16 protein-coding genes, 1 tRNA gene and 1 pseudogene are annotated in these 21,666 nt (G+C 61.6%); 8 read left to right on the top strand and 10 right to left on the bottom strand.

All coding sequences use genetic code 11. From position 1 onward, the window contains the following. Nucleotides 1–10 precede the first annotated feature (10 nt). A pseudogene (locus M0814_RS26500) lies at nt 11–139 on the top strand (DUF86 domain-containing protein); the annotation flags it as partial. A gap of 36 nt (nt 140–175) precedes the next feature. On the opposite strand, the gene M0814_RS26495 reads toward M0814_RS26500, so the two are convergent. After that, nucleotides 176–1,594 carry a TIGR00366 family protein gene (locus tag M0814_RS26495; protein WP_007961537.1) on the bottom strand — a complete coding sequence of 473 codons (1,419 nt, stop codon included), beginning with the start codon at nt 1,592–1,594 and terminating at the stop codon, nt 176–178. Between the two features lie 313 nt (nt 1,595–1,907). On the opposite strand from M0814_RS26495, the gene M0814_RS26490 reads away from it, so the two are divergent. Then, nucleotides 1,908–3,221 (top strand): MFS transporter, encoded by a 1,314-nt coding sequence (locus tag M0814_RS26490; RefSeq protein ID WP_103486162.1) that lies wholly within the window; start codon nt 1,908–1,910, stop codon nt 3,219–3,221. A 6-nt stretch (nt 3,222–3,227) separates the two neighbouring features. Here the strand turns inward: M0814_RS26490 and M0814_RS26485 are convergent, their stop codons facing one another. Then, on the bottom strand, nt 3,228–4,598 hold the full coding sequence (locus M0814_RS26485; RefSeq protein ID WP_103486153.1) for a gluconate:H+ symporter: 1,371 nt from the start codon (nt 4,596–4,598) through the stop codon (nt 3,228–3,230). A gap of 240 nt (nt 4,599–4,838) precedes the next feature. On the opposite strand from M0814_RS26485, the gene M0814_RS26480 reads away from it, so the two are divergent. The 3 genes from M0814_RS26480 to M0814_RS26470 all read left to right on the top strand — a co-directional run bounded on the left by M0814_RS26480 (nt 4,839) and on the right by M0814_RS26470 (nt 7,637). Next, nucleotides 4,839–6,155, top strand: a complete 1,317-nt coding sequence (locus M0814_RS26480; RefSeq protein ID WP_003228186.1) for a PAS domain-containing methyl-accepting chemotaxis protein — start codon at nt 4,839–4,841, stop codon at nt 6,153–6,155. Nucleotides 6,156–6,329: 174 nt separating this feature from the next. Next, entirely contained in the window at nt 6,330–6,929 is a 600-nt protein-coding gene (locus M0814_RS26475; protein WP_003228185.1) for a flavin reductase family protein, read from the top strand. A 75-nt stretch (nt 6,930–7,004) separates the two neighbouring features. Then, nucleotides 7,005–7,637 (top strand): LysE family transporter, encoded by a 633-nt coding sequence (locus M0814_RS26470; RefSeq protein WP_003228184.1) that lies wholly within the window; start codon nt 7,005–7,007, stop codon nt 7,635–7,637. Nucleotides 7,638–7,718: 81 nt separating this feature from the next. Here the strand turns inward: M0814_RS26470 and ggt are convergent, their stop codons facing one another. Continuing rightward, nucleotides 7,719–9,551, bottom strand: coding sequence for a gamma-glutamyltransferase (ggt, locus tag M0814_RS26465; RefSeq protein WP_103486154.1), 1,833 nt, complete (start codon nt 9,549–9,551; stop codon nt 7,719–7,721). Nucleotides 9,552–9,821: 270 nt separating this feature from the next. Here ggt and M0814_RS26460 point away from each other — a divergent pair, with 270 nt between their 5' ends. After that, the gene (locus tag M0814_RS26460) at nt 9,822–10,934 is read left to right on the top strand and encodes a M14 family metallopeptidase (RefSeq protein WP_103486155.1); all 1,113 of its coding nucleotides are present in this window, start codon (nt 9,822–9,824) and stop codon (nt 10,932–10,934) included. Between the two features lie 105 nt (nt 10,935–11,039). Here the strand turns inward: M0814_RS26460 and M0814_RS26455 are convergent. The 6 genes from M0814_RS26455 to M0814_RS26430 all read right to left on the bottom strand — a co-directional run bounded on the left by M0814_RS26455 (nt 11,040) and on the right by M0814_RS26430 (nt 16,654). Further along, a tRNA-Met gene (locus M0814_RS26455) sits at nt 11,040–11,116 on the bottom strand. Nucleotides 11,117–11,202: 86 nt separating this feature from the next. After that, nucleotides 11,203–12,657: an amidase gene (locus M0814_RS26450; protein ID WP_103486156.1), complete on the bottom strand. Its 1,455-nt coding sequence runs from the start codon at nt 12,655–12,657 to the stop codon at nt 11,203–11,205. A gap of 62 nt (nt 12,658–12,719) precedes the next feature. Then, nucleotides 12,720–13,766, bottom strand: coding sequence for an extracellular solute-binding protein (locus M0814_RS26445; RefSeq protein WP_103486157.1), 1,047 nt, complete (start codon nt 13,764–13,766; stop codon nt 12,720–12,722). A 27-nt stretch (nt 13,767–13,793) separates the two neighbouring features. Further along, nucleotides 13,794–14,600, bottom strand: a complete 807-nt coding sequence (locus M0814_RS26440; RefSeq protein WP_003228176.1) for an ABC transporter permease — start codon at nt 14,598–14,600, stop codon at nt 13,794–13,796. Further along, nucleotides 14,600–15,520 (bottom strand): ABC transporter permease, encoded by a 921-nt coding sequence (locus tag M0814_RS26435; protein ID WP_003228174.1) that lies wholly within the window; start codon nt 15,518–15,520, stop codon nt 14,600–14,602. Before M0814_RS26435 ends, M0814_RS26440 begins: the two co-directional genes overlap by 1 nt. Before the next feature lie 15 nt (nt 15,521–15,535). Continuing rightward, nucleotides 15,536–16,654 (bottom strand): ABC transporter ATP-binding protein, encoded by a 1,119-nt coding sequence (locus M0814_RS26430; RefSeq protein ID WP_103486158.1) that lies wholly within the window; start codon nt 16,652–16,654, stop codon nt 15,536–15,538. A gap of 227 nt (nt 16,655–16,881) precedes the next feature. Between M0814_RS26430 and M0814_RS26425 the strand changes: the two genes are divergently transcribed. After that, nucleotides 16,882–17,784: a LysR substrate-binding domain-containing protein gene (locus M0814_RS26425; RefSeq protein WP_103486159.1), complete on the top strand. Its 903-nt coding sequence runs from the start codon at nt 16,882–16,884 to the stop codon at nt 17,782–17,784. Here the strand turns inward: M0814_RS26425 and M0814_RS26420 are convergent. Next, on the bottom strand, nt 17,777–19,834 hold the full coding sequence (locus tag M0814_RS26420) for a methyl-accepting chemotaxis protein (protein ID WP_103486160.1): 2,058 nt from the start codon (nt 19,832–19,834) through the stop codon (nt 17,777–17,779). The two genes, M0814_RS26425 and M0814_RS26420, sit on opposite strands and share 8 nt — an antisense overlap. 445 nt (nt 19,835–20,279) lie before the next feature. Between M0814_RS26420 and M0814_RS26415 the strand changes: the two genes are divergently transcribed. Further along, on the top strand, nt 20,280–21,497 hold the full coding sequence (locus M0814_RS26415) for an MFS transporter (RefSeq protein WP_103486161.1): 1,218 nt from the start codon (nt 20,280–20,282) through the stop codon (nt 21,495–21,497). Nucleotides 21,498–21,666: the final 169 nt, after the last annotated feature.

The raw sequence follows: 21,666 nt of genomic DNA, 5'->3' as shown, positions 1-21,666 counted from the left end.
CGAGAACCGGCGCAGCATGCGCGGGATGCGTAACCGGATCGCTCATGGCTACTTCGACATCAATCTGGATGTCGTCTGGGAAACGGTTCAAGTTGCTTTGCCTGAACTGTTGAGATTCCTGCCCTCCGAGCAACATTGATTGCACCTGCCATGAGGCAGGTGCAATTTCGTCAATCTACGGCATCACCGGCGGCGTATACGCCAACGTCGTCCCCAGCACCCACAGCAAGAACAGCACCAGCGGCGTGTGCACCAGCAATTGCACGAACGAGAAGCCGATCAGGTCGCGCGCCTTCAGGCCAAGCACGCCCAGCAGCGGCAACATGTAGAACGGGTTGATCAGGTTCGGCAGGGCTTCGGCGGCGTTGTAGATCTGTACCGCCCAGCCGAGGTGGTATTGCAGATCGTTGGCGACTTGCATCACGTACGGCGCTTCGATGATCCACTTGCCGCCGCCGGACGGGATGAAGAAGCCGAGAATCGCCGAGTACACGCCCATCAGCAACGCGTAGGTGTCGTGGGAGGCGATGCTGACGAAGAAGGTCGAGATGTGATGCGCCAGGGTCTGTGCGTCGGCACCTTTGACCGTGGTCAGCAGCGCGGCGATCGAGCCGTACAGCGGGAACTGGATCAGCACGCCAGTGGTGGTCGGCACCGCCCGGGCCACCGCATCGAGGAAGCTGCGTGGCCGCCAGTGCAGCAGGGCGCCGAGCATGATGAACAGGAAGTTATAGGTGTTGAGCCCGGAAATCGCGGTGATCGCCGGTTTGGTCGAAAACTCGTGGAACAGCCAGCCGGCGGCCAGCAGCACCAGCAAGATGATCAGCAGCGGACTGTGCTCCAGCCATTCGCCGGGCCGGGTGCGCGGTTGCAGCGGTGGCAGGTTGAACGCCGGGTCGATGCCACAATCCTTGGCATCGCGCGCAGAGTTCGGGCCGGGTGCGGTGGCGTAGGCGACGATGATCGAAATCACGATCAGCGCCAGCAGCATGGCGCCGGACTGCCAGAGGAAGATGGTTTGGGTGAACGGAATCACCCCGGTGATCGACAGGATCGCCGGCGGCAGGCTCGCCGGGTTGGCCTGCAACTGCGCCGCCGATGAGGACAGGCCCAGCGCCCAGACCGCGCCGAGGCCCAGATACGCCGCCGCACCGGCCGCGCGGTAATCCATTTTCAGATCGGTGCGGCGGGCGAGGGCGCGCACCAGCAAACCGCCGAACACCAGCGACAGGCCCCAGTTCAGCAGCGAGGCGACCATCGAGATCAGCGCGACCCAGGCCACGGCAGAGCGGCCGTTTTTCGGGATGCGCGCCAGTTTGTCGATCAGCTTGACCGCCGGCGGCGAACTGGCGACGACGTAGCCGCCAATCACCACGAAAGCCATTTGCATGGTGAACGGGATCAGGCTCCAGAATCCGTCGCCGAAGGCCATCGCGGCATCGGTGGGTTTGGCGCCCATGGCCAAAGTGGCCAGCGCGACAATGATCACCGCCAGTGCGGCGAACACCCAGGAATCGGGGAACCAGCGTTCGGCAAAGCTTGAACAGCGCAAGGCAAAGCGCGCGGAGCGGCTATCTTCGATATCAACGGCCACAGGGAGTACCTCGGATTTTTATGGTTATTTTCAGGTCTGCAGCACGCTGAGTGCTTTGGGTGGGAGCGGGCTTGCTCGCGAATGCGGTGTGTTAGTCGACGCTGATTTGGCTGACACAGCGCATTCGCGAGCAAGCCCGCTCCCACAGGTTTTCACTGGACTGTGGCTGCAGACAAGCCTCAACAGTAAATCAACCGCCGCCATTTTGTGAGCAGGTTTTGCCCATCCGGGACTATGGTCTAACGGGTTGTCCCCAGGCGGATTTGCGTAGACCATGGGCGCCTTGGTTTTTTGCCTGCCAGAGTTCTTTGCCATGACTGCCCAATCCACAGCGCGACCGGCGCCGTTCAGCCGTTCCGACTACAAGACCCTCGGCCTTGCGGCTCTCGGCGGGGCGCTGGAGATCTACGATTTCATCATTTTCGTGTTCTTCGCCCTGACCCTCAGCCAATTGTTCTTCCCGCCGGAAATGCCCGAGTGGCTGCGTCTGCTGCAAAGCTTCGGGATCTTCGTCACCGGTTATCTGGCGCGCCCGCTGGGCGGAATTCTGATGGCGCATTTCGCCGATCGCCTGGGCCGAAAAAAGGTTTTCAGCCTGAGCATCCTGATGATGGCGCTGCCGTGCCTGCTGATCGGGATCATGCCGACTTATGCCCAGATCGGCTATTTCGCGCCGCTGCTGTTGCTGGCGCTGCGCATCCTGCAAGGCGCGGCGGTCGGCGGCGAAGTCCCGAGCGCCTGGGTGTTCGTCGCCGAGCACGCGCCTGCCGGGCATCGCGGTTACGCGCTGGGCTTTTTGCAGGCCGGGCTGACCTTCGGTTACTTGATCGGCGCGCTGACCGCGACGTTCCTCGCGCAGGTGTTCACCCCGGCAGAAATCCTTGATTACGCCTGGCGTTATCCGTTCCTGCTCGGCGGTGTGTTCGGCGTGATCGGCGTGTACCTGCGCCGCTGGTTGAGCGAAACCCCGGTGTTCATGGCCATGGAAGCCCAGCGTGAAGCGCGGGTCGAACTGCCGCTGCGCACGGTGCTGCGCGAGCATCGTCTGGCGATGTTGCCGGCGATGCTGCTGACCTGTGTGCTGACGTCGGCGGTGGTGGTGTTCGTGGTCATCACCCCGACCATGATGCAAAAAACCTTCGGCATGAGCGCCAGCCACACCTTTGCCCTGAGCGCGTTGGGCATTGTCTTCCTCAACATCGGCTGTGTGATTGCCGGGTTGCTGGTCGATCGCATCGGTGCCTGGCGCACGGTCATGCTTTACAGCCTGCTGCTGCCATTGGGCGTTGGCGTGCTTTACAGCTGTTTGATCACGGGCGGCAACTGGGTGGGCCTGGCATACGCCATCGCCGGTCTGGCCTGCGGTGTGGTCGGCGCGGTGCCGTCGGTGATGGTCGGATTGTTTCCGGCGCGGATTCGCGTGTCGGGCATCTCCTTCACCTACAACATTGCCTACGCCGCGTGGGCGAGCATCACCCCGCTGTTGCTGATCGGTCTGATGCCGTGGAGCCCATGGATCTGCGTGATGTTCTGTGCGGTGATGGGCGCGGTCGGCATTGTCAGCGCAGTGTATTTCGGTTCGCGCATGAGCGCTGTCGGACGCCAATCCGTGGCGCCCTGTTCCTGACGAGTGTCAGGTCAGCCAGTGCCACCACAGCAAAGTCCCGACCAGTCCCACCACCGAGACAATGGTTTGCAGGATCGACCAGACCCAGATCGTCTGTTTGAGCTGCAAGCCAAAGTACTCGCGAACCATCCAGAAGCCGGCGTCGTTCACGTGGCAGAAGAACACTGAGCCGGCGCCAATCGCCAGCGCCACCAACGAGCTTTGCGTCGCGGCGAGTCCCGCCATCATCGGCGCCAGAATCCCCGCCGTCGTCGTGGTCGCGACTGTCGCCGAACCCGTAGCCTGACGCAACGCCACGGCAATCAGCCAGGCCAGCAGCAGGTAGGGCATGTGCGCGCCTTCGGCGACTTTGCTGATGGTCTGGCTGACGCCGGCATCCAGCAAGGTCTGCTTCAAGCCGCCGCCGGCACCAATCGTCAGCAGCAACACGGCAATCGGTGCCAGGCTTTTGCGCAGCGTGCCGCCAACTTGCTCGCGCGGCATGCCGTTGGCCCAACCGAGGCAGATCACTGCCGCCATCACCGCAATGCCCAGCGCCACCAACGGTTCGCCGAGGAACTTCAGGGTCAGGGCGACGCTGCTTTGCGGACTCATCGCGACTTTCGCCAGGGTGCTGCCGAGCATCAGCAGCACTGGCAACAGAATGATCAGCAGCGACATGCCGAAACTCGGCTGGCGCGGCGCTTTCGGTGGGGCGCTGAACAGTGCGCCGAGCTCTGCCGGCTCATCGACGTGCATGCGTTTCGACAGCCAATTGCCGTACAGCGGCCCTGCCAGAATCACCGCCGGAATCGCGATGCTGAAGCCCAGCAACATGGTCAGCCCAAGGTCGGCATGCAACGCGCTGACCGCGATCAGCGGCCCGGGGTGCGGCGGCATCAGGGCGTGCAGGGTGGTCATCCCGGCCAGGGCCGGAATCGCGATTTTCAACAGTGGCTGACCCGAACGACGGGCCATGACAAAGATGATCGGTACCATCATCACCAGGCCCACCTCGAAGAACAGCGGCAGGCCGATCACCATCGCCACCAGCGCCATGACCCACGGCAGAGACTTGCCTTTGCCCAGCCCAAGCAAGGTTGAAGCGATGCGGTCGGCCGCGCCGGACTCGGCCATCAGTGCGCCGAGCATCGAACCCAGGGCAATGATGATCCCCGCTTCTCCGAGAATCGCCCCCGCGCCTTTGCTGAACGCCTTGGCCACGTCTTCCGGCGGCAAACCGGCGCCGACACCGGCAATAAAAGTGCCGATCAGGATCGAGAGAAAGGGCGGAAGTTTGGTGGCGCTGATCAACACGATAATTGTGGCAATCGCCAACAGGCAGCAGAGAATCAGACGGGTGTCGTGAACCATCCAGGCAGCGGTCGATAAATCCAAAACGGGACTCCTTATCGGGCAGTTACCGGCAACATGTTGTTGCAATTTTCCCTGAGAATACCTGAAGTGGCCGGTCCAGAGCGGTGGCTTTTGTAACGACTCAGTGAGGGCGATGAATAGGAGCAAAAGCCCGACGGGATTATTTTTGACTGACCGGTCTCAATCGCTCTTCAGAAAACTTTTCCAAGGCCGATGGTTAGGCTGCATCCCGCTTTCTACCCTGCCTATCGGTACTTTCCCATGTTCAACAAACGCCTCAAGCAAGAGCTGGCCACTCTTCGTGAAGAACTCTCCAGCCTGCTGCAGGTGAAGGAAAGCCTGGAAAGCGAGATGCTGGTGCTGACCCTGGAGGCCGATGGGCGGATCCAGTCGGTCAACCAGAACTTCCTGACCGAGATGCTCTACAAGAGCCAGGACCTGGTGGGGCGCGCCATTGAAGACATCGTCCCGGCGCATGTGAAGTCCGACGAATTCCATCATCGCTTCAAGGCCGCACTGACCCGGGGCGAGCATTTCGCCGGGGCCGTGCGCCTCTCGCGCGGTAATGGCGAAGAGGCGTGGCTGCGCTCCATCGTGCAACCGGTGCGTTCCTCGGATGGGCGGATCAAGCATTTCTCGATTTTCTCCAGCGACCTGACCCGCACCATCGAAGCCTCTCGCGAACACGAAAACCTGATCGGTGCGCTGGTGCGTTCGACGGCGGTGATCGAGTTCGACCTCAATGGCAACGTGTTGAATGCCAACGAGCGCTTTCTGCATGGCATGGGTTACAGCCTGGCGCAGATCAAAGGCAAACATCACCGGATGTTCTGCACACCCGAGGAGTACAACAGCGCCGAGTACCAGAATTTCTGGCGTCGCCTGAACAACGGTGAGTTTGTCGCCGAGCGCTTCAAGCGGGTCGACAGCCATGGTCGTACGGTGTGGCTGGAGGCGTCCTACAACCCGGTGGTCGATGCCAACAACAAACTGTACAAAGTGGTGAAATTCGCCACGGTGATCACCGATCAGGTCAACCGCGAACAAGCGGTTGCCGACGCGGCGAGCATTGCCTACAGCACTTCGCAGCAAACCGACAACACCGCGCAACGGGGCACCACGGTGGTCACCGAGGCGGTGAATGTGATGCGTGATCTGTCGCGACACATGCAGGCGGCCGGTGAGGGCATCGAGGCGCTGAACGAGCAGTCGCAGGTGATCGGCACCATCGTCAAAACCATCAGCGGCATTGCCGAGCAAACCAACCTGCTGGCGCTCAACGCCGCCATTGAGGCGGCTCGCGCTGGTGAACAGGGCCGAGGTTTTGCGGTGGTGGCCGACGAAGTACGGCAACTGGCCTCGCGCACCAGCCAGGCGACCGAAGAGATCGTCACCGTGGTGCGACAGAATCAGGAGATGGCGCGCAATGCTGTGGCGCTGATGACCGACGGCAAGCTGCAGGCCGAGCAGGGCCTGGCGCTGGCGGCGGAAGCGGGCACGGTGATTGTCGAGATTCAGGACGGCGCGCAGAAAGTGGTGGATGCGGTCGGGCAGTTTGCCAATCAACTCTCCAACTGACCTCCATTGATCCCATGTGGGAGCGAGCTTGCTCGCGAATGCGGTGTGTCATTCAACATTGATGTAGCTGACCTATCGCCTTCGCGAGCAAGCTCGCTCCCACAGGTTTTTCATCCGCCTTCTTTCTGTAGTCTGGCGCTACAATCTGTTCCTTTTTCCCCGGAGCAGATCCCCATGAGCGCCTCTCACCGCCGCCCGGTTCCCTTGAACAAAGCCTATCGTCTGCTCAATCACGGGCCGACCGTGCTGGTCAGCGCTGCCCATGACGGCCAGCGCAACATCATGGCCGCCGCCTGGGCGATGCCGCTGGATTTCGAACCGCCGAAAGTCGCCGTCGTCCTCGACAAGTCCACCTGGACGCGCCAGTTGCTCGAAGCGTCCGGCACGTTTGTGCTCAACGTGCCGTGCGTCAATCAGGCTGACATCGTGCAAACCGTCGGCAATACCTCGGGTCTGGAGATCCAGCAGAATCAGGGGCAGGACAAGTTTCAGGCTTATGGCCTGCAAACCTTCGCCGGTGAAACCGTCGAGGCGCCTCTGCTCGAAGGCTGCGTGGCCTGGCTCGAATGCCGCTTGCTGCCCGAACCGCGCAACCACGAGCAGTACGACCTGTTCCTCGCCGAAGTCATCGCCGCCCAGGCTGATGAGCGGGTGTTCAGCGACGGCCGCTGGCATTTCGACGGACATGATGGCTTGCGCACGCTGCACCACGTGGCCGGCGGGCATTTTCTGACGATTGGCGATGCGGTGGACGGTAAAACCCTGGCGCTGTGACCTGCATCTGATGGAAAACGCGCGCCGGATGTAGCAAGGTGTGGGGCATTGTCGAACCAATCAGGCGCTCGCCCCATGGACCTTTCGCTTTCCAGCTATCTCGCCCCGTTGCTATCGCTGGCGCTGTTGTGGACGGTCGCGGTGGTCACCCCCGGCCCGAACTTCTTCAACATCGCCCAACTGGCGGTCAGCCGTTCCCGACGCCATGGCGTGGTCGCGGCGCTGGGCGTCGCCACCGGCACCGTGTTGTGGGGCCTGGCCGGCGGTTTGGGGATTCAGACCTTGTTCAGCGCGGCGCCAACCCTGTACCTGAGCTTCAAGATCGCCGGTGGCTGCTATCTGATCTACCTCGGCCTCAAGCAGTTCAAACGCAAAGCGCCGATTGCCGCCGGTACGCTGGATGAGTCGCAACAGACCCTGCTGGGCGCCTACGGGCGGGGCTTTCTGGGCAACATGACCAACCCCAAGTCGGCACTGTTCGTCGCCACCATCTTCGCCACCGCAATGCCGGCCCACGTCCCGCCGCTACTGCTGACACTGGCTGTGCTGACCATGGCCACGCTGTCGTTCAGTTGGTATTGCAGCGTTGCGTTGTTCTTCGCCAGCCGCCGGATCGCGAGTGTTTACGAGCGTTCACGGCAATGGCTGGATCGCCTGGCCGGTGGTTGTTATCTGCTGTTTGGGGCGCATCTGGTGGCTAATCGCTGAGCCGGGTGATATTGCGCGTTAAACCCGTTGCATGAAAAAAGGCTTACCTCGCGGTAAGCCTTTTCTTGTTTCTGCGTAACCTCAATCCCCCAACGCTTCCCCTTCACGCCGCGGATCCGCGCCACCCTCCAAAGACGCTTTACCCTGCGCATCCTTGACCCTAACGATCGCCTGGGTACCGCTGGTCATGTCGATTTCATTCACAACATGTCCTTTGTCCTTCAACGCCTGAATCAACGCCGGGCTGAACTGGCCTTGTTCCAGTTCGGTCGGGCCGTTGCGGCTGCCGAAGTTGGGCAGGCTGATGGCGCTTTGCGGGTCGAGGTTCCAGTCGAGCAGGCCGACGGTGGTCTTGGCTACGTATTCGATGATCTGCGAACCGCCCGGCGAGCCGACGCTGGCGAGGAATTCGCCGCTGTTGCGGTCGAAGATCAGCGTCGGCGCCATCGACGAGCGTGGGCGTTTGCCGGGTTCGACGCGGTTGGCGACTTTCTGCCCGTGCTCTTCGGGGATGAACGAGAAGTCGGTCATCTGGTTGTTCAGCAAAAAGCCCTGCACCATCAGGTGCGAGCCGAACGCCGCTTCGATGGTGGTGGTCATCGACACCGCACCGCCCAAGTCATCCACGGCGACGACTTGCGAGGTGGAAATGCGCAGCGGCGAGCGATCCGGCGCGTAGGCCACTTGCACGCCCGGCGGGGTGCCCGGTTGGGCGCTGCCCATGCTGCGTTCGCCGATCAGGCTGGCGCGGCTGGCCAGATAACCCGGGTCGACCAGACCTTTGACCGGTACCGGAACGAAATCGGTGTCGGCGACGTATTGCGCACGGTCGGCGTAGGCCAGGCGTTCGGCTTCGGCGATCAGGTGCACGGCTTGGGGATCGGGTTCGATACCGGCCGGTTTGTTGGTTTTCACGGGTTTGAGTGGCGTCAGCGACAGGCGCGGGTCGCGGCTTTCCAGCGCCTGCAAGGTGCCGAGAATCTGCGCCACGGCGATCCCGCCCGATGACGGCGGCGGCATGCCGCAGACCTGCCAGCGCTTGTAGTCGGTGCACAGCGGTGCGCGTTCCTTGGCCTGATAGCGCTGAAGATCATTCAGCGACAGGCTGCCGGGATTGGCGTGGCCCTGCACCTTGGCGACGATCTCCTCGGCAATCGGGCCTTTGTACAGCGCGTCCGGGCCTTCGTTGGCGATGCGCTTGAGCACGGCGGCCAATGCCGGATTCTGCAGACGGGTGCCGATGGCTTTGACGCTGCCGTCGCGGTTGAGGAAGTAGGCGGCCATGTCCGGTGATTTACGGATCACCGGGTCGGATTCCAGCAGCGAATGCAGGCGCGGCGAAATCGCGAAACCCTGCTCGGCGAGTTTGATCGCCGGCTCGAACAGTGTGGCCCATGGCAGGCGACCGTGTTGCTTGTGTGCCATTTCCAGCGCACGCAGCACGCCCGGAGTGCCCACCGACCGACCGCCGATCTGCGCCTGCGGGAATGGCATCGGTTTGCCGTCGGCCTGCAGGAACAGCTTCTCGGTGGCACCCGCCGGGGCGGTTTCGCGTCCGTCGTAGGTGCGCACCTGTTTGCCGTCCCACAACACGATCATCGCACCGCCACCGATCCCGGAGGATTGCGGTTCTACCAGAGTCAGCACTGCTTGCATGGCAATCGCCGCGTCGATGGCCGAACCACCCTTGCGCAGCATCTCGCGACCGGCCTCGGCGGCCAGCGGATTGGCGGCAGCAGCCATGTGTTTGCTGGCATGACGGGTCTGCAGATCGGTGCGATAACCGGAAGCGGCTTCCGGCGCCAGTGGCAAGGTCGAGGAGGGCGGGGCGTTGCACGCGGTGAGGGTCAGGGCGCTGATGATCAGCGTCAGGGCAGGCAGGCGAAAGCGGCTCAGGGGCAGGGCTGGAAACACGTGGGGCTCTCCGTCCATGGGGTGAAAGGTCTGACGGACTTTATCGACCGCTCGGTCGCGACGCAAACCGGTGGGCATTTTTGTCTTTCTTTTCGGGGCGGATATTCGCTAGGGTCAACCGCAATTGATCGGACGCATACGATCCCTTGTAGGAGTGAGCCTGCTCGCGATAGCGTCATCACATTCAACATCATTGCTGACTGACCCACCGCTATCGCGAGCAGGCTCACTCCTACACAGGTCAAGCCATAAAAATCACAAGAGGCCGATATGCACAGCGAGTTTCCAACCGAGTCCAGTTACCGTGATCAACGCGAACAGTTTTTGACCGCCGCCCAAGCTGCCGGAGCCACGCTCACCTCCTACGCCCATCCGCGTTGCGGCCCCTTTGGCGAACCGCTGAGCACCGATGTCGCGGTGCTCGGAGACCCGCAAGCCAAACGCCGGCTGGTCGCACTCAGCGGCACCCATGGGGTCGAGGGCTATTACGGTTCGGAATGTCAGATCGACTGGCTGCAGGCTTTCGTTCCCGGCTCGCTGCCCAAGGATGTCGCGGTAGTGATGATCCACCTGATCAACCCATGGGGCACCGCGTGGCTGCGCCGGGTCAACGAAGACAACATCGACCTCAACCGCAACCATCTGGATTTCACCGCCCCGTTGCCGGACAACCGCGCCTACGCCACGCTGCACGAGATCTACACCTGCACCGATTTGCACGGCCCCGAGCGTCAGCGTGCCGACGCTTTGCTCGACGCACAGATTGCCGAACACGGCTGGCCGGCGGTGATGTCGATTGTCGAGGGCGGTCAGCACAGCCATCCCGATGGACTGTTCTATGGCGGCCGCGCGCCGAGCTGGTCGAATCGCACGCTGCACCAGATCATCGACGCGCATCTGGCGGACGCGGAAACCGTGATGTGTTTCGACCTGCACACCGGCGCCGGCGAGTACGGGCATCCGATGTTGCTGACCATCACCGAAGCGCCTTACCCGGCACTGACCCAGGCGCAAACGATCTACGGCCCGTGGCTGTACACCTTGCACACCGGCGCCGAAACGTTGAGCGAAACCGGTGTCGCAGCGACGGCTACCGGCTACACCTCACAGGCATTGCTCGATGCGTTGCCGGGCGTGCAGCTGATGCCGTTCGTGATCGAGTGCGGAACGTATCCGGGGCCGCAGGTGCATCGTTATTTGCGTGATGACCATTGGCTGCATCTGCATGGCGATCCGCTGGATGCGACGGGGCGGGCGATCAAGTTGAAACTGCTGGAGCAGTTCTATCCGGCTGATCCGGACTGGCGGGCGATGGTCGGGTTGCGCACTCGGCAGATCTGGGCGAGGGGGTTGATGGCCTTGTCGGCAGAGCAGCCTGAATAGGTCAGGCTTGGCATTGTGGTGAGGAGATAAATCCCCTCACCACAGATGATGTTTTTTCGAGGCATAAAAAAACGGCCTACCTTTCGGTAAGCCGTTTTTAGTACTTGGTGGCTACACAGGGACTTGAACCCCGGACCCCAGCATTATGAATGCTATGCTCTAACCAACTGAGCTATGTAGCCAAGTGGCGCGCATTATTCCCCTGAAATGGAAAAGCGTCAAGCGTAAATTTAAAAATTTTTTCTACGCTTTCAACCGTTTATCAAAATCACTGGCCGAGCAGCGGTGAAGGACAGCGTTCGAACCAGCGGCTGGCCTGTTCATACGCGTGCGCCAATTGCAGGACAGCGAAGTCGGCCTGGTGCTTGCCGATGATTTGCAGGCCCATCGGTAAACCATTTGAATTGAATCCCGCCTGAACGTTGGCGACCGGGCAACCCGACAGCGTGCCGGGGATGACCACCTCCATCCAGCGGTGATACGTGTCCATGCTCACGCCCTCGATAGACGTCGGCCAAGGCTGGGTTTTATCGAACGGGAAGACCTGCGCGCTCGGCAGCAGCAGGTAATCGTATCGTTCGAACAAGCGCGAAATCGCCCGATACCAATCGCTGCGCACCGCGGATGCGGCGAACACTTCGCTGGCCGATAGCTTCAAGCCGTTCTCCACCTCCCAAATCGCTTCCGGTTTCAACAACGCACGTTTTTGCAGATCGGCATACGTCGCGCCCAAAGACCCCGCGACCATCCAGTGCCGCAACGTCCGCCAACTGCTCCACAACCGCTCAGGCGCGAAACCCGGCTCCACCGACTCAACCTGACAACCGATGCTTTCAAAGTCGGCAAAGGTTTTCTCACACAGCGACAGCACACCTCTCTCCATCGGCAGATAGCCATTGAAGTCCCCCAGCCACCCCAACCGAGTGCCTTTGAAGTCGCGCTCCAGCGGTTCGGCAAATGCCTCCCCGGATTCGCTGATCGACAGCGGCGCCCGCGCATCGCCCCCGGCCTGTACCGACAGCAACAACGCTGCATCGCGAACGCTGCGGGCCATCGGTCCTTCATAACCGAGTTGATCAAAAAACAGATCTGCACTGTCATCAAACGGCACGCGGCCCTGAGAAGGTCTGAACCCGAAGATGTTATTGAACGCCGCCGGATTGCGCAGCGAGCCCATCATGTCGCTGCCATCCGCCACCGGCACCAGATGCATCGCCAGTGCGGCCGCCGCGCCGCCGCTACTGCCTCCAGCGGTTTTGCTCGGATCAAAAGCACAGGCAGTGGCACCAAACAACGGGTTATAGCTCTGCGAACCGAGGCCGAATTCCGGGGTGTTGGTCTTGCCGATGATGATTGCGCCGGCCGCTTTGATCCGCTCGACCATGATGCCGTCGCGCTCGGGGATAAAGTCCTTGAACAGAGGCGAACCCAGCGTGGTGCGGATGCCTTGGGTCAGCGACAGATCCTTGATCGCGTGGGGCAGGCCGTGCATCCAGCCACGGTATTCACCGCGCGTCAGTTCAGCGTCGCGCGCATCGGCCTGAGCCAGCAGAACATCGGGCGGCTGCAGGCTGATCAGCGCGTTGACCTGCGGGTTGAAACGTTCGATATGGGCAAGATAAGTCTGCATCACTTCGCGGCAGGACACCTGACGCAGGCGGATGCGGTCGGCGAGGGCGTGGGCCTGCAGCAGGACCAGTTCGCTGATGTTATTGGAGTTCATGACAACGGCGCCTTTCAGACGGCTGGAGAAACGCCCCGGCCGCATGCCGGGGCGGGCAGGAATCAACGCATCAGGTTGGTCCAGAGACGGTCGGCGAGGCGGATCGCGCCTTCACCGCAGGTCTTGCTGAACACCACGTTGGTACCCTCGGGAATGTGCAATTCCGGCGCATCCTTGAGCGCCGCATCGAGGAACGGTTCGACACCCTTGATCGGGCTCTGGTGCTTGAGGAAGTTCTGCGTCATCGCCGAGTTCTCCGGCTGGCTGAGGAACGCGATGAACGCCTTGGCATTCGCCGGATTCTTGCTGCCGGTGGGGATGACCATGTTGTCGACCCAGGCCAGCACGCCTTCTTTCGGGTACAGGTATTTCAGGCTCGGTTTCATCTCGCGGGCGCGCATCGACGAGCCGCCCCAGAACATCGACATGTCGATTTCACCCGAGGCGAGGTTCTCGCGGATCGAGCCGGCCTTGGAGCTGTAGGTCTTCACGAACGTCTTCTGCGCCTTGAGCAGCGTGAGGATCTGCTGCATCTGTTTCGGGTCTTCGCTGCACAGCGGAATGTTCAGGTACAGGCTGGCCATGTCGACCATGTCGCTGACCGAATCGAACATGTTGATCCGCCCCTGCAACTCGGCTGGCGGCTCGTACAAAACCTTGTAGCTGTCGGCCGGGCCTTTGTAGCGCGCACTGTCGAGGACCACGCTGGTGGTGCCCCAGATGAACGGCACCGAATACGCGCCTTCAGGGTCCCAGCTCGGTTTTTTCAGGTTATCCACAACGCTGGCGTAGTACGGTTCCTTGACCGGATCGAAACGCTCGAGCAGGTTTTCCTTGATCAGAATCGGGATGAACTGGTGCGACGGAATCGCCACGTCATAGCCAGCGCCACCCTGTTTCAGCTTGGCCAGCAGGGTCTCGTTGGAGTCGTAGGAGTCGACCGTGACTTCGATGCCCGTCTGCTTCTGGAACTTGGCGAGAATCTCCGGCGAGAAGTACCCGCTCCAGCTCACCACGTTGAGTTTTTCCGCGGCCTGAACGCTGCCGGTCATCACCAGCGGCACAGTCAGGAACAACCCGGTGCCGACGCTTTTCATCCACTTGCTCATGTTATTTCCCCACGGTTCGCAGAAGGTTCAGGCGGGCTTTTTGCCCAGCAGGTAAGAGAGGCTGACGAACAGCACCGAGACGCCGAGGATCAGGGTCGAGACGGCGTTGACGTCGGGTGTCACGCCCATGCGCAACAGACCGAAGATGAAGATCGGCAGGGTGGTGGTGCCGGCCTGGGAGACCATCATCGAGATCACGAAGTTATCCAGCGAGACGATGAAGGCCAGCATCAGCCCGGAGAAAATCCCCGGCATCAGCAGCGGCAAGGTCACTTTGCGAAAGGTGCGCCACGGGCCGGCGTAGAGGTCGGCGGAGGCTTGCTCCAGCGACAGGTCCATGTCGTTGAGGCGAGCGCGGATCGGCAGGTAGGCGAACGGAATGCAGAACACCGTATGGGCGATGATCAGGTTGCCGTAACCCAGTGACAGGCCGATGGTCGAGAACAGCGCGAGCGTCGCCACACCGACGACGATTTCCGGCAGCACCAGCGGCAGCATGATTGCGCCCATCGAAAGTTGCAGGCCCTTGAACCTGGCGCCGCGCGAAGTACCGAGGGCGGCGAGGGTGGCAATCGCGGTGGCGATCATGCTTGCGCAGACCGCGATCAACAGGCTGTTGCCGGCGGCCTGGCGCAGGGCCTGATTGGCGAACGCGGCGCGGTACCAGTCGAGGCTGAACCCGGTCCACACCGTCGCCGACTGGTTGGCGTTGAACGAGAACACCACCAGCACCACGATTGGCGCATACAGGTACAGATAGAACAGGAAACTGAAGCCGCCGAAGCCGGGGAAGTCCTGCACGCCCAGCCCTTTGCGTTTGAATAATCCGAGCATCACGCACCTCCCTTGGCGATGCGCTGGCGCTCGGCGCGCAGGGCATACACGGTCAGCACCAGCATCACGGCGGCCATCAGCACCAGCGACAGTGCGGCGCCGAACGGCCAGTTACGGGCATCGCTGAACTGCCGGAAAATCAGATTGCCGAGCATCATCCGCGTGCCGCCGCCGAGCAATTCCGGAGCGATCATTGCGCCCAGACAGGGCACGAAGGTGAGGATGGCGCCAGCGAGAATCCCCGGTTTGGCGATTGGCAACACCACTTTGCGCAAGGTGCGCACGCGTCCGGCATACAGATCCTGCGCCGCTTCGAGCAGGCGAATATCCATCTTTTCCAGCGTCGCGTAGATCGGCAACACCACGAACGGCGCATAGGTATAAACCAGCCCCAGCAGCACCGCGCCGTCGGTGTACAACAACTGCAACGGCTCATGGATGACACCCATGCCCATCAAGCTGTTGTTGATCACTCCGGTGTTGCGCAGCAGCAGAATCCACGCGTAAGTGCGAATCAGCAGGTTGGCCCAGAACGGCACGGTGATCAGAAAGATCAGTAAGCCACGCCGGTGCGCCGGTTGCATCGCCAGCCACACCGCAACCGGGAAACCGATCAGCAGGGTGATGATCGTGGTCAGCCCGGCGATGCCGATCGAGCGCAGGGCGATGATCAGGTAGGAGTCGGCGAACGCGAGGCTGTCGTCCATCTGGCGTTCGAACAGCAACGAGGTGTAAGCATCAGTACTGAAGACTTTATTGACCCCGCCGTAGGGGTTGGCTTCCATCAGCGAATAGCCGATGACGATCAGGATCGGCACCACCAGAAACAAGCCGATGGCGAGCAGCGCCGGGCTCACTCCGAGGAAGCTCTGGAAAGCCTTGCGGCGTTCCAGCGTGTTGGCAATCGGTAAGGCGTGCATGGCAACTCCTCGGGCTCAATCGTGCAGGACGCTGGCGCTTCCCCGGTCGAACAACAGACCGGCCTGACTGCCGACGGCAAAGCGCAGGCTCTGATCGACGCAGTTGGGCGTGCGCACGGTGAGGCGCGAACCGTCGCTGAGGCTGACCTGATATTGCAGATCGGTGCCGAGGTAGATCTGCGCTTCGATCCGGCACGGCAAGGCGTTTTCCATGTCGGCTGCGACCAGATGCAGGCGTTCCGGACGCACCGACAACGTCACGCTGGCGCCGACCGCCACATCGCTGCACGCTTGCGCCGGCAACGGATGCCCGGCCGGTCCGGCGAACCAGGCCATGCCGTCTTCGACTTGCGTGACGGTGCCTTCGATGAAATTGGTTTCGCCAATGAAGTCGGCGACGAAGCGATTGCGCGGGCGTTCGTAGATGTCTTGCGGGCGGCCGACCTGCTGCACTTCGCCTTCGGATAACACGGCGATGCGGTCGGACATGGTCAGAGCTTCTTCCTGGTCGTGGGTGACGAAGATGAAGGTGATGCCGGTCTTGGCCTGAATCGATTTCAGCTCTTCGCGCATGGCCTGGCGCAGCTTCAGATCGAGCGCTGACAGTGGCTCATCGAGCAGCAGCACTTTGGGGTGTGGCGCCAGTGCGCGGGCGAGGGCGACACGCTGTTGTTGACCGCCGGACAGCTGCGCCGGTTTGCGCTGGGCGAAGCGCTCCATCTGCACCAGCGCGAGCATCTCGCGCACGCGCTCGGCGATCTGTGCCTTGTTCAGCACCTTGCCCATCGGCTGCGATTCGAGACCGAAGGCCAGGTTTTCGGCGATGGTCATGTGCGGGAACAGTGCGTAATGCTGGAACACTGTGTTGACCGGGCGCTGGAACGGCGGGCGGTCGGCGATGTTTTCGCCGTACAGCAGGATCTCGCCTTCGGTAGGAAACTCGAAGCCGGCGATCATCCGCAGCAGGGTGGTTTTGCCGCAGCCGGAAGGGCCGAGCAGGGTGAAGAATTCGTTGTCGCGGATGTCCAGGTCGATGTTTTTCAACGCCACCGGACCGGTGTTCGGATCACCGTAAACCTTGCGCACCGAGCGGATCGACACCGCCAGCGTTTGCAGCGAATGCAGGGCATTCATGCGTTACCTCCGATTCCCCCATCGCCTGCGATGGCGCTGTGAATCAGCGACGTCGTCGGGCCATGGATATTATTTTTCTGGGCAGGATCGAGATTGCGTTCGGGGTGAAACCAGCTGTTTTTTTGTTCTGCTGTGGCTCGATTATCAGCGAGGGCTTGCGCGGGGCGAAACTTCAATTTAAACATGGCAGGTGTTAGTTAATTTAACAGCCAAAGGTGCCAGGAATCATGCCCGACCACCGTTTGCCGCCGCTCAACGCGGTGCGTGCCTTTGATGCCGCCGCGCGCCTGGGCAGCTACGTCGAAGCCTCGAAAGCCCTGCATGTGACCCAGCCAGCGATTGGTCGGCACGTGAAGTTGCTGGAGGAGTGGCTGGGCATTCAGTTGTTCGAGCGTACCTCGCGCGGGGTCAACCTGACGTCGGCGGGGGAGAAGTACCACCGCAAGATCGCCGCCGCCCTGCAGTTGATTATCGAGGCCGGCAAGGAAGCGCAGCCCAAAGAGGCCGAGCGCTGGTTGCGGATCATGGTGGTGCCGGGGTTCGCCAAGCGTTGGCTGATGCCACGGATTGAAGCGATGCGCCATTTGCGTCCGGGTTTGAAATTTGCCATCGAGCCGAACTCGACCTTCACCGAAGTCGATGGCAAAAGCGCCGATCTGGGCATTGTTTATGGCCTCGACGGGCAGTACGCCGACTCCCGTGAAGCGTTGATCTGCCCGCGTGTGTTTCCGATCTGCACCCCACACTATCTCGCCAGTATCGGCCCTGTGACCAGCCCGGCGGATCTGATCCGCCATGAGTTGATCCATGTCGATGACGGCGAATGGTGGAACCTGTGGTTCGCCGCGCACGACCTGGATATTCACCTCAATTCCGACATGCTCTACGTCAACAACGATCACGCGCTTTCGGTGGCCGAAAGCGGGCAGGGCATTGCCCTGGCCAACGAAGTGCTGGTTCGCGAGGAACTCAAATTCGGCAAACTGGTGCGCGCGGTGGACGCCCAGGTGAAGCTGGAAAGCTATCGGGTCCTCACGCCGTCCGCCGAACTGTCGGCGGATGCGGCGTGGTTTATTCAGTGGCTGAAGACCGAGCTGGAAGCGGACTTCCCCGAGGCGCGGATCAGCTGAGGCGGAAGCGTGCGGTGTTGTCGCTCAGGGCCTTGCTGCCCTGGCTCAGGGTGTCCGCCGCCAGGTTCACTGCACGGGCGCCTTCCAGCAGACGCACCGCGGCCTGATCGACCTGCTGGATATTGCCGCTGACTTCATCGGCGGTGCTTGCCTGTTCTTCGACGGCGGTGGCGATCTGCGCCAGGGTGTCAGTGACGCTCTGCACCGCGCTGGCAATTTCGCCGAGGCGTTCACCAAGACCGGTCACGGCTTCGGCATCCGATTGCGCTTGGCCGCATGCGGCTTCCATCAGACTCACCGCTTCGTTGACCGTGGCGCGCAGGCTGTCGACCGTGCCGGCAATCTGCGCGGTCGATGACTGGGTGCGCTGCGACAGGCTGCGCACTTCATCGGCGACCACGGCAAAGCCGCGTCCCTGTTCGCCGGCGCGTGCTGCCTCGATCGCAGCGTTGAGTGCCAGCAGGTTAGTCTGCTCGGCGACACCACGAATGGTGTCGACCACCAGTTGAATCTGCTGGCCTTGTTCGCTGACTCGACCGAGCGCCGCTGCGGTTTCGTTGAGGCGTTGGTTGAGTTGCTGGATGCTCGCCGTGGTGCGCTGACTGTCGCGGCTGCTGTCAGCGGCGATGCGCCGGGTGTGCTGAGCGCTGCCGGAAGCCTGTTCGCAACTCTGCGCCACACCTTGCGAAGTGGCAGCCAGTTGCGTGGCAGCGGCGGCGATCTGGCTGATCTGCAACTGCTGCGCTTCGACTTCACTGAGCGCACCGCTGGAGTGATCGTTGAGGCTGCGCACCGCGTGGCTCAGTTGCGAGGTTTCGTGATCGACCCCGAGCATGCTGGCGCGCAGTTGCACCACGGCAACGTTGAGCGCGGTGCTGATCGCCGCCAGCTCATCGCGGCCCACCACCGGCACTTGCAGGCTCAGGTTGCCGTCACGCAGGGCCTCGGCCAGCAGAGTAATGCCGCTGGCGCTGCGGCGGATCGAAGCCTGCAGGCAGACGAACAGGTACAGCGCCGCCAGCAGCAGGCAACCGAAGATCGCCGCGACCACGATGAACTGGCGAATCGCCGAAGCGTGGTAGGCGTCCAGACGCTGATCCAGCGACAGCAGCGATTGCTGGCGCAACGACGCAAGATCGCCCAGCAGTGCATCGAGGCTGCGCTCGAAGTCTTCCGGTTTGAGGGTAATGCTGCCGCCGAACACGCCGTCATCCAGCACTTTCAGCCCAGCATCGAGACGCTTGAGACTGTCGTGGTACTGACCGGCCCAGGTTTGCAGATCGCTCGGCAGGCGCGCTTCGAGCAGGCCTGCCGTTTTGACAAGCTGCTCGCGGGCATCGCCGATGCGGCCGCGCAGGTCGCGCAACTGCAAGCGGCTTTGCAGAGTGAATTGTCCCGAGACCACCGAAGCCTGGCCGACCGCCGCCAGGCGACCCACGCGCTCGATCAGATCCGGTGCGTGCTGCGTGGAGATCTGCGTCAGCAGATAGGTTTCTAGCCATGGCGCCAGCGTCAGGCGGTTGTCCATGACAATCTGCTCGCGCAAGGCTTGCAGGGCGCTGAGGGCGTTGGTGAAACGGTCATAACCGTCCGGCCACCAGCCGACGCTGCTCAGGCTTTTCGAATCCAGACCGCCGAGCGCGGTTTGCAGGGCTTGATAGCGGGCGAGGGTTTCGCCTTCGGCACCTTCATTTTTCAGGGCGTCGCCCAGATCCGTGGTGGCTTGCACAACGGCGGGCTGAACCTTGTCGAACGCAGCCATGGCGGCGAGAGTTGCCGGGGTCGGCTGGCGATTGGTTTCGGTGGCGCGCCAACGGGCGGCGCGGTCACGTTGGGCGGCGAGCAGGTTGTCCAGCGCATCGAGGCTGAGCAACTGGCGCACCCCGGCACGTTCGCCGGAAATCAGGTTGAGCTTGTCGCGATAGTCCTGGCCGATCATCAACAGACTGCCGGCCAACGGCAGAATAAACAGCAGAAACAACAGCTGGAATTTACGTGCGAATCCAAACCGCCCCAGCAATTTGATCCCCGGTGACAAGAAAGCCTGCATGCCTCATGACTCCTCTGGACACCACGCACCAATGGCGTGCATCGCGGTCGTGCGACCTCGATGTCGTGCCCTGCTAAAAGGCCTCGAAAGTTCACTCTCGCCCGCTCTGTAGGCCGGCTCTGTAGCGAAACTTCCCATTCTCGGCTGCCTTTGTAAGGCGGCCGCGTTCGAGGAGAGAAGCAAGGCAAGATTCAGACCATGGCGTTGCGCTATCACCTATCCCATGTAGGAGCTGCCGAAGGCTCGGGCCGCGATCGGACGATCTTTTGATCTTTGTTTTTAAGATCAAGATCAAAAGATCGCAGCCTGCGGCAGCTCCTACAGGGGTTGATGAGTTATGGAGTTGGACGTTAGTTAGCTGGCTAAGGGGATGGCGCTGGCGCACCGAAAAATGGCACATTGGCGCACCTGCCTGCGTGCACCCATCTGCTGTACGGAAACTTTCATGGCTATCAGCAACGCTCAGACCGCCGCTGCCTCGGCGTCCGCTCCTCCCCAAAGCAGCCCGTTGGTGATGCGTATCATCGGCGCGGTGGCGCTGGCGCATTTGATCAACGACCTGATCCAGTCGGTGCTGCCGTCGATCTATCCGATGCTCAAGGCCAACTATGGTTTGAGCTTCACCCAAGTCGGTTTGATTACCCTGACCTTTCAACTGACAGCATCGTTGCTGCAGCCGTGGGTCGGTTATCACACTGACCGCCATCCGAAACCGTGGCTGTTGCCGGCAGGTTCGGTTTGCACGCTGATCGGCATCGTGATGATGTCGATGGTCGGCAGTTTCCCGTTGATTCTGCTGGCGGCGGCGCTGATCGGTATCGGCTCCTCGACTTTCCACCCCGAGGCTTCGCGGATCGCGCGGTTGGCCTCGGGCGGGCGCTTCGGTCTGGCGCAGTCGACCTTCCAGGTCGGTGGTAACGCCGGTTCTGCGTTCGGCCCGTTGCTGGCAGCGGCGATCATCATTCCGTTCGGTCAGGGCAACGTGGCGTGGTTCGGTCTGTTCGCGGTGTTTGCGCTGTTCGTGCTGTACCGCATCAGCCGCTGGTACGCCCATCATCTGAACCTGTTCAAACTAAAGGCCGGGCAGGCGGCGACTCACGGGCTGTCGAAGGGCAGGGTGACGAGTGCGCTGGTGGTGCTCGGCTTGCTGGTGTTCTCCAAGTATTTCTACATGGCCAGCCTCACCAGCTATTTCACCTTTTACCTGATCGAGAAGTTCGACCTGTCGGTGGCCAGTTCGCAGCTCCACCTGTTCCTGTTTCTCGGCGCGGTGGCGGCGGGGACGTTCTTTGGCGGGCCGATTGGCGACAAGATCGGGCGTAAGGCGGTGATCTGGTTTTCGATTCTCGGCGTGGCGCCGTTCACCTTGCTGATGCCGCACGTCGATCTGTTCTGGACCACTGTCCTCAGTGTGGTGATCGGCTTCATTCTCGCTTCGGCGTTCTCGGCGATTGTGGTTTACGCGCAGGAACTGGTGCCGGGCAATGTCGGGATGATTGCCGGGGTGTTCTTCGGCTTGATGTTCGGGTTTGGCGGGATTGGCGCGGCGCTGCTTGGGCATCTGGCGGATGTGCATGGCATCGAGTACGTGTATTTCCTGTGCTCGTTTTTGCCGTTGTTTGGCGTGCTGGCGATTTTCCTGCCGCGAACCAAGAAGGCCTGACTACACAGTTCAAACTGTGGGAGCGGGCTTGCTCGCGAATGCGGTGTATCAGTCGATATTAATGTGGCTGACACACCGCTTTCGCGAGCAAGCCCGCTCCCACAGGGTATTGCTGGTGTTGCATACAAATCTGTCAGGCACAAAAAAGCCGCGTATCAAACGCGGCTTT

It is taken from the genome of Pseudomonas sp. MWU12-2020, assembly GCF_023100605.1.
Taxonomy (GTDB): Bacteria; Pseudomonadota; Gammaproteobacteria; order Pseudomonadales; family Pseudomonadaceae; genus Aquipseudomonas; species Aquipseudomonas fluorescens_H.
The sequence above is the reverse complement of the archived record's forward strand: the minus strand, read 5'-3'. Positions and strand labels throughout refer to the sequence as shown.

What these genes read in the sequence shown, in the direction of transcription:
- M0814_RS26490 (WP_103486162.1), top strand. Translation starts at nt 1,908, where the DNA reads ATGACTGCCCAATCCACAGCGCGACCGGCGCCGTTCAGCCGTTCCGAC.
- M0814_RS26480 (WP_003228186.1), top strand. Translation starts at nt 4,839, where the DNA reads ATGTTCAACAAACGCCTCAAGCAAGAGCTGGCCACTCTTCGTGAAGAA.
- M0814_RS26475 (WP_003228185.1), top strand. Translation starts at nt 6,330, where the DNA reads ATGAGCGCCTCTCACCGCCGCCCGGTTCCCTTGAACAAAGCCTATCGT.
- M0814_RS26470 (WP_003228184.1), top strand. Translation starts at nt 7,005, where the DNA reads ATGGACCTTTCGCTTTCCAGCTATCTCGCCCCGTTGCTATCGCTGGCG.
- M0814_RS26460 (WP_103486155.1), top strand. Translation starts at nt 9,822, where the DNA reads ATGCACAGCGAGTTTCCAACCGAGTCCAGTTACCGTGATCAACGCGAA.
- M0814_RS26450 (WP_103486156.1), bottom strand. Translation starts at nt 12,657, where the DNA reads ATGAACTCCAATAACATCAGCGAACTGGTCCTGCTGCAGGCCCACGCC.
- M0814_RS26445 (WP_103486157.1), bottom strand. Translation starts at nt 13,766, where the DNA reads ATGAGCAAGTGGATGAAAAGCGTCGGCACCGGGTTGTTCCTGACTGTG.
- M0814_RS26440 (WP_003228176.1), bottom strand. Translation starts at nt 14,600, where the DNA reads ATGCTCGGATTATTCAAACGCAAAGGGCTGGGCGTGCAGGACTTCCCC.
- M0814_RS26435 (WP_003228174.1), bottom strand. Translation starts at nt 15,520, where the DNA reads ATGCACGCCTTACCGATTGCCAACACGCTGGAACGCCGCAAGGCTTTC.
- M0814_RS26430 (WP_103486158.1), bottom strand. Translation starts at nt 16,654, where the DNA reads ATGAATGCCCTGCATTCGCTGCAAACGCTGGCGGTGTCGATCCGCTCG.
- M0814_RS26425 (WP_103486159.1), top strand. Translation starts at nt 16,882, where the DNA reads ATGCCCGACCACCGTTTGCCGCCGCTCAACGCGGTGCGTGCCTTTGAT.
- M0814_RS26420 (WP_103486160.1), bottom strand. Translation starts at nt 19,834, where the DNA reads ATGCAGGCTTTCTTGTCACCGGGGATCAAATTGCTGGGGCGGTTTGGA.
- M0814_RS26415 (WP_103486161.1), top strand. Translation starts at nt 20,280, where the DNA reads ATGGCTATCAGCAACGCTCAGACCGCCGCTGCCTCGGCGTCCGCTCCT.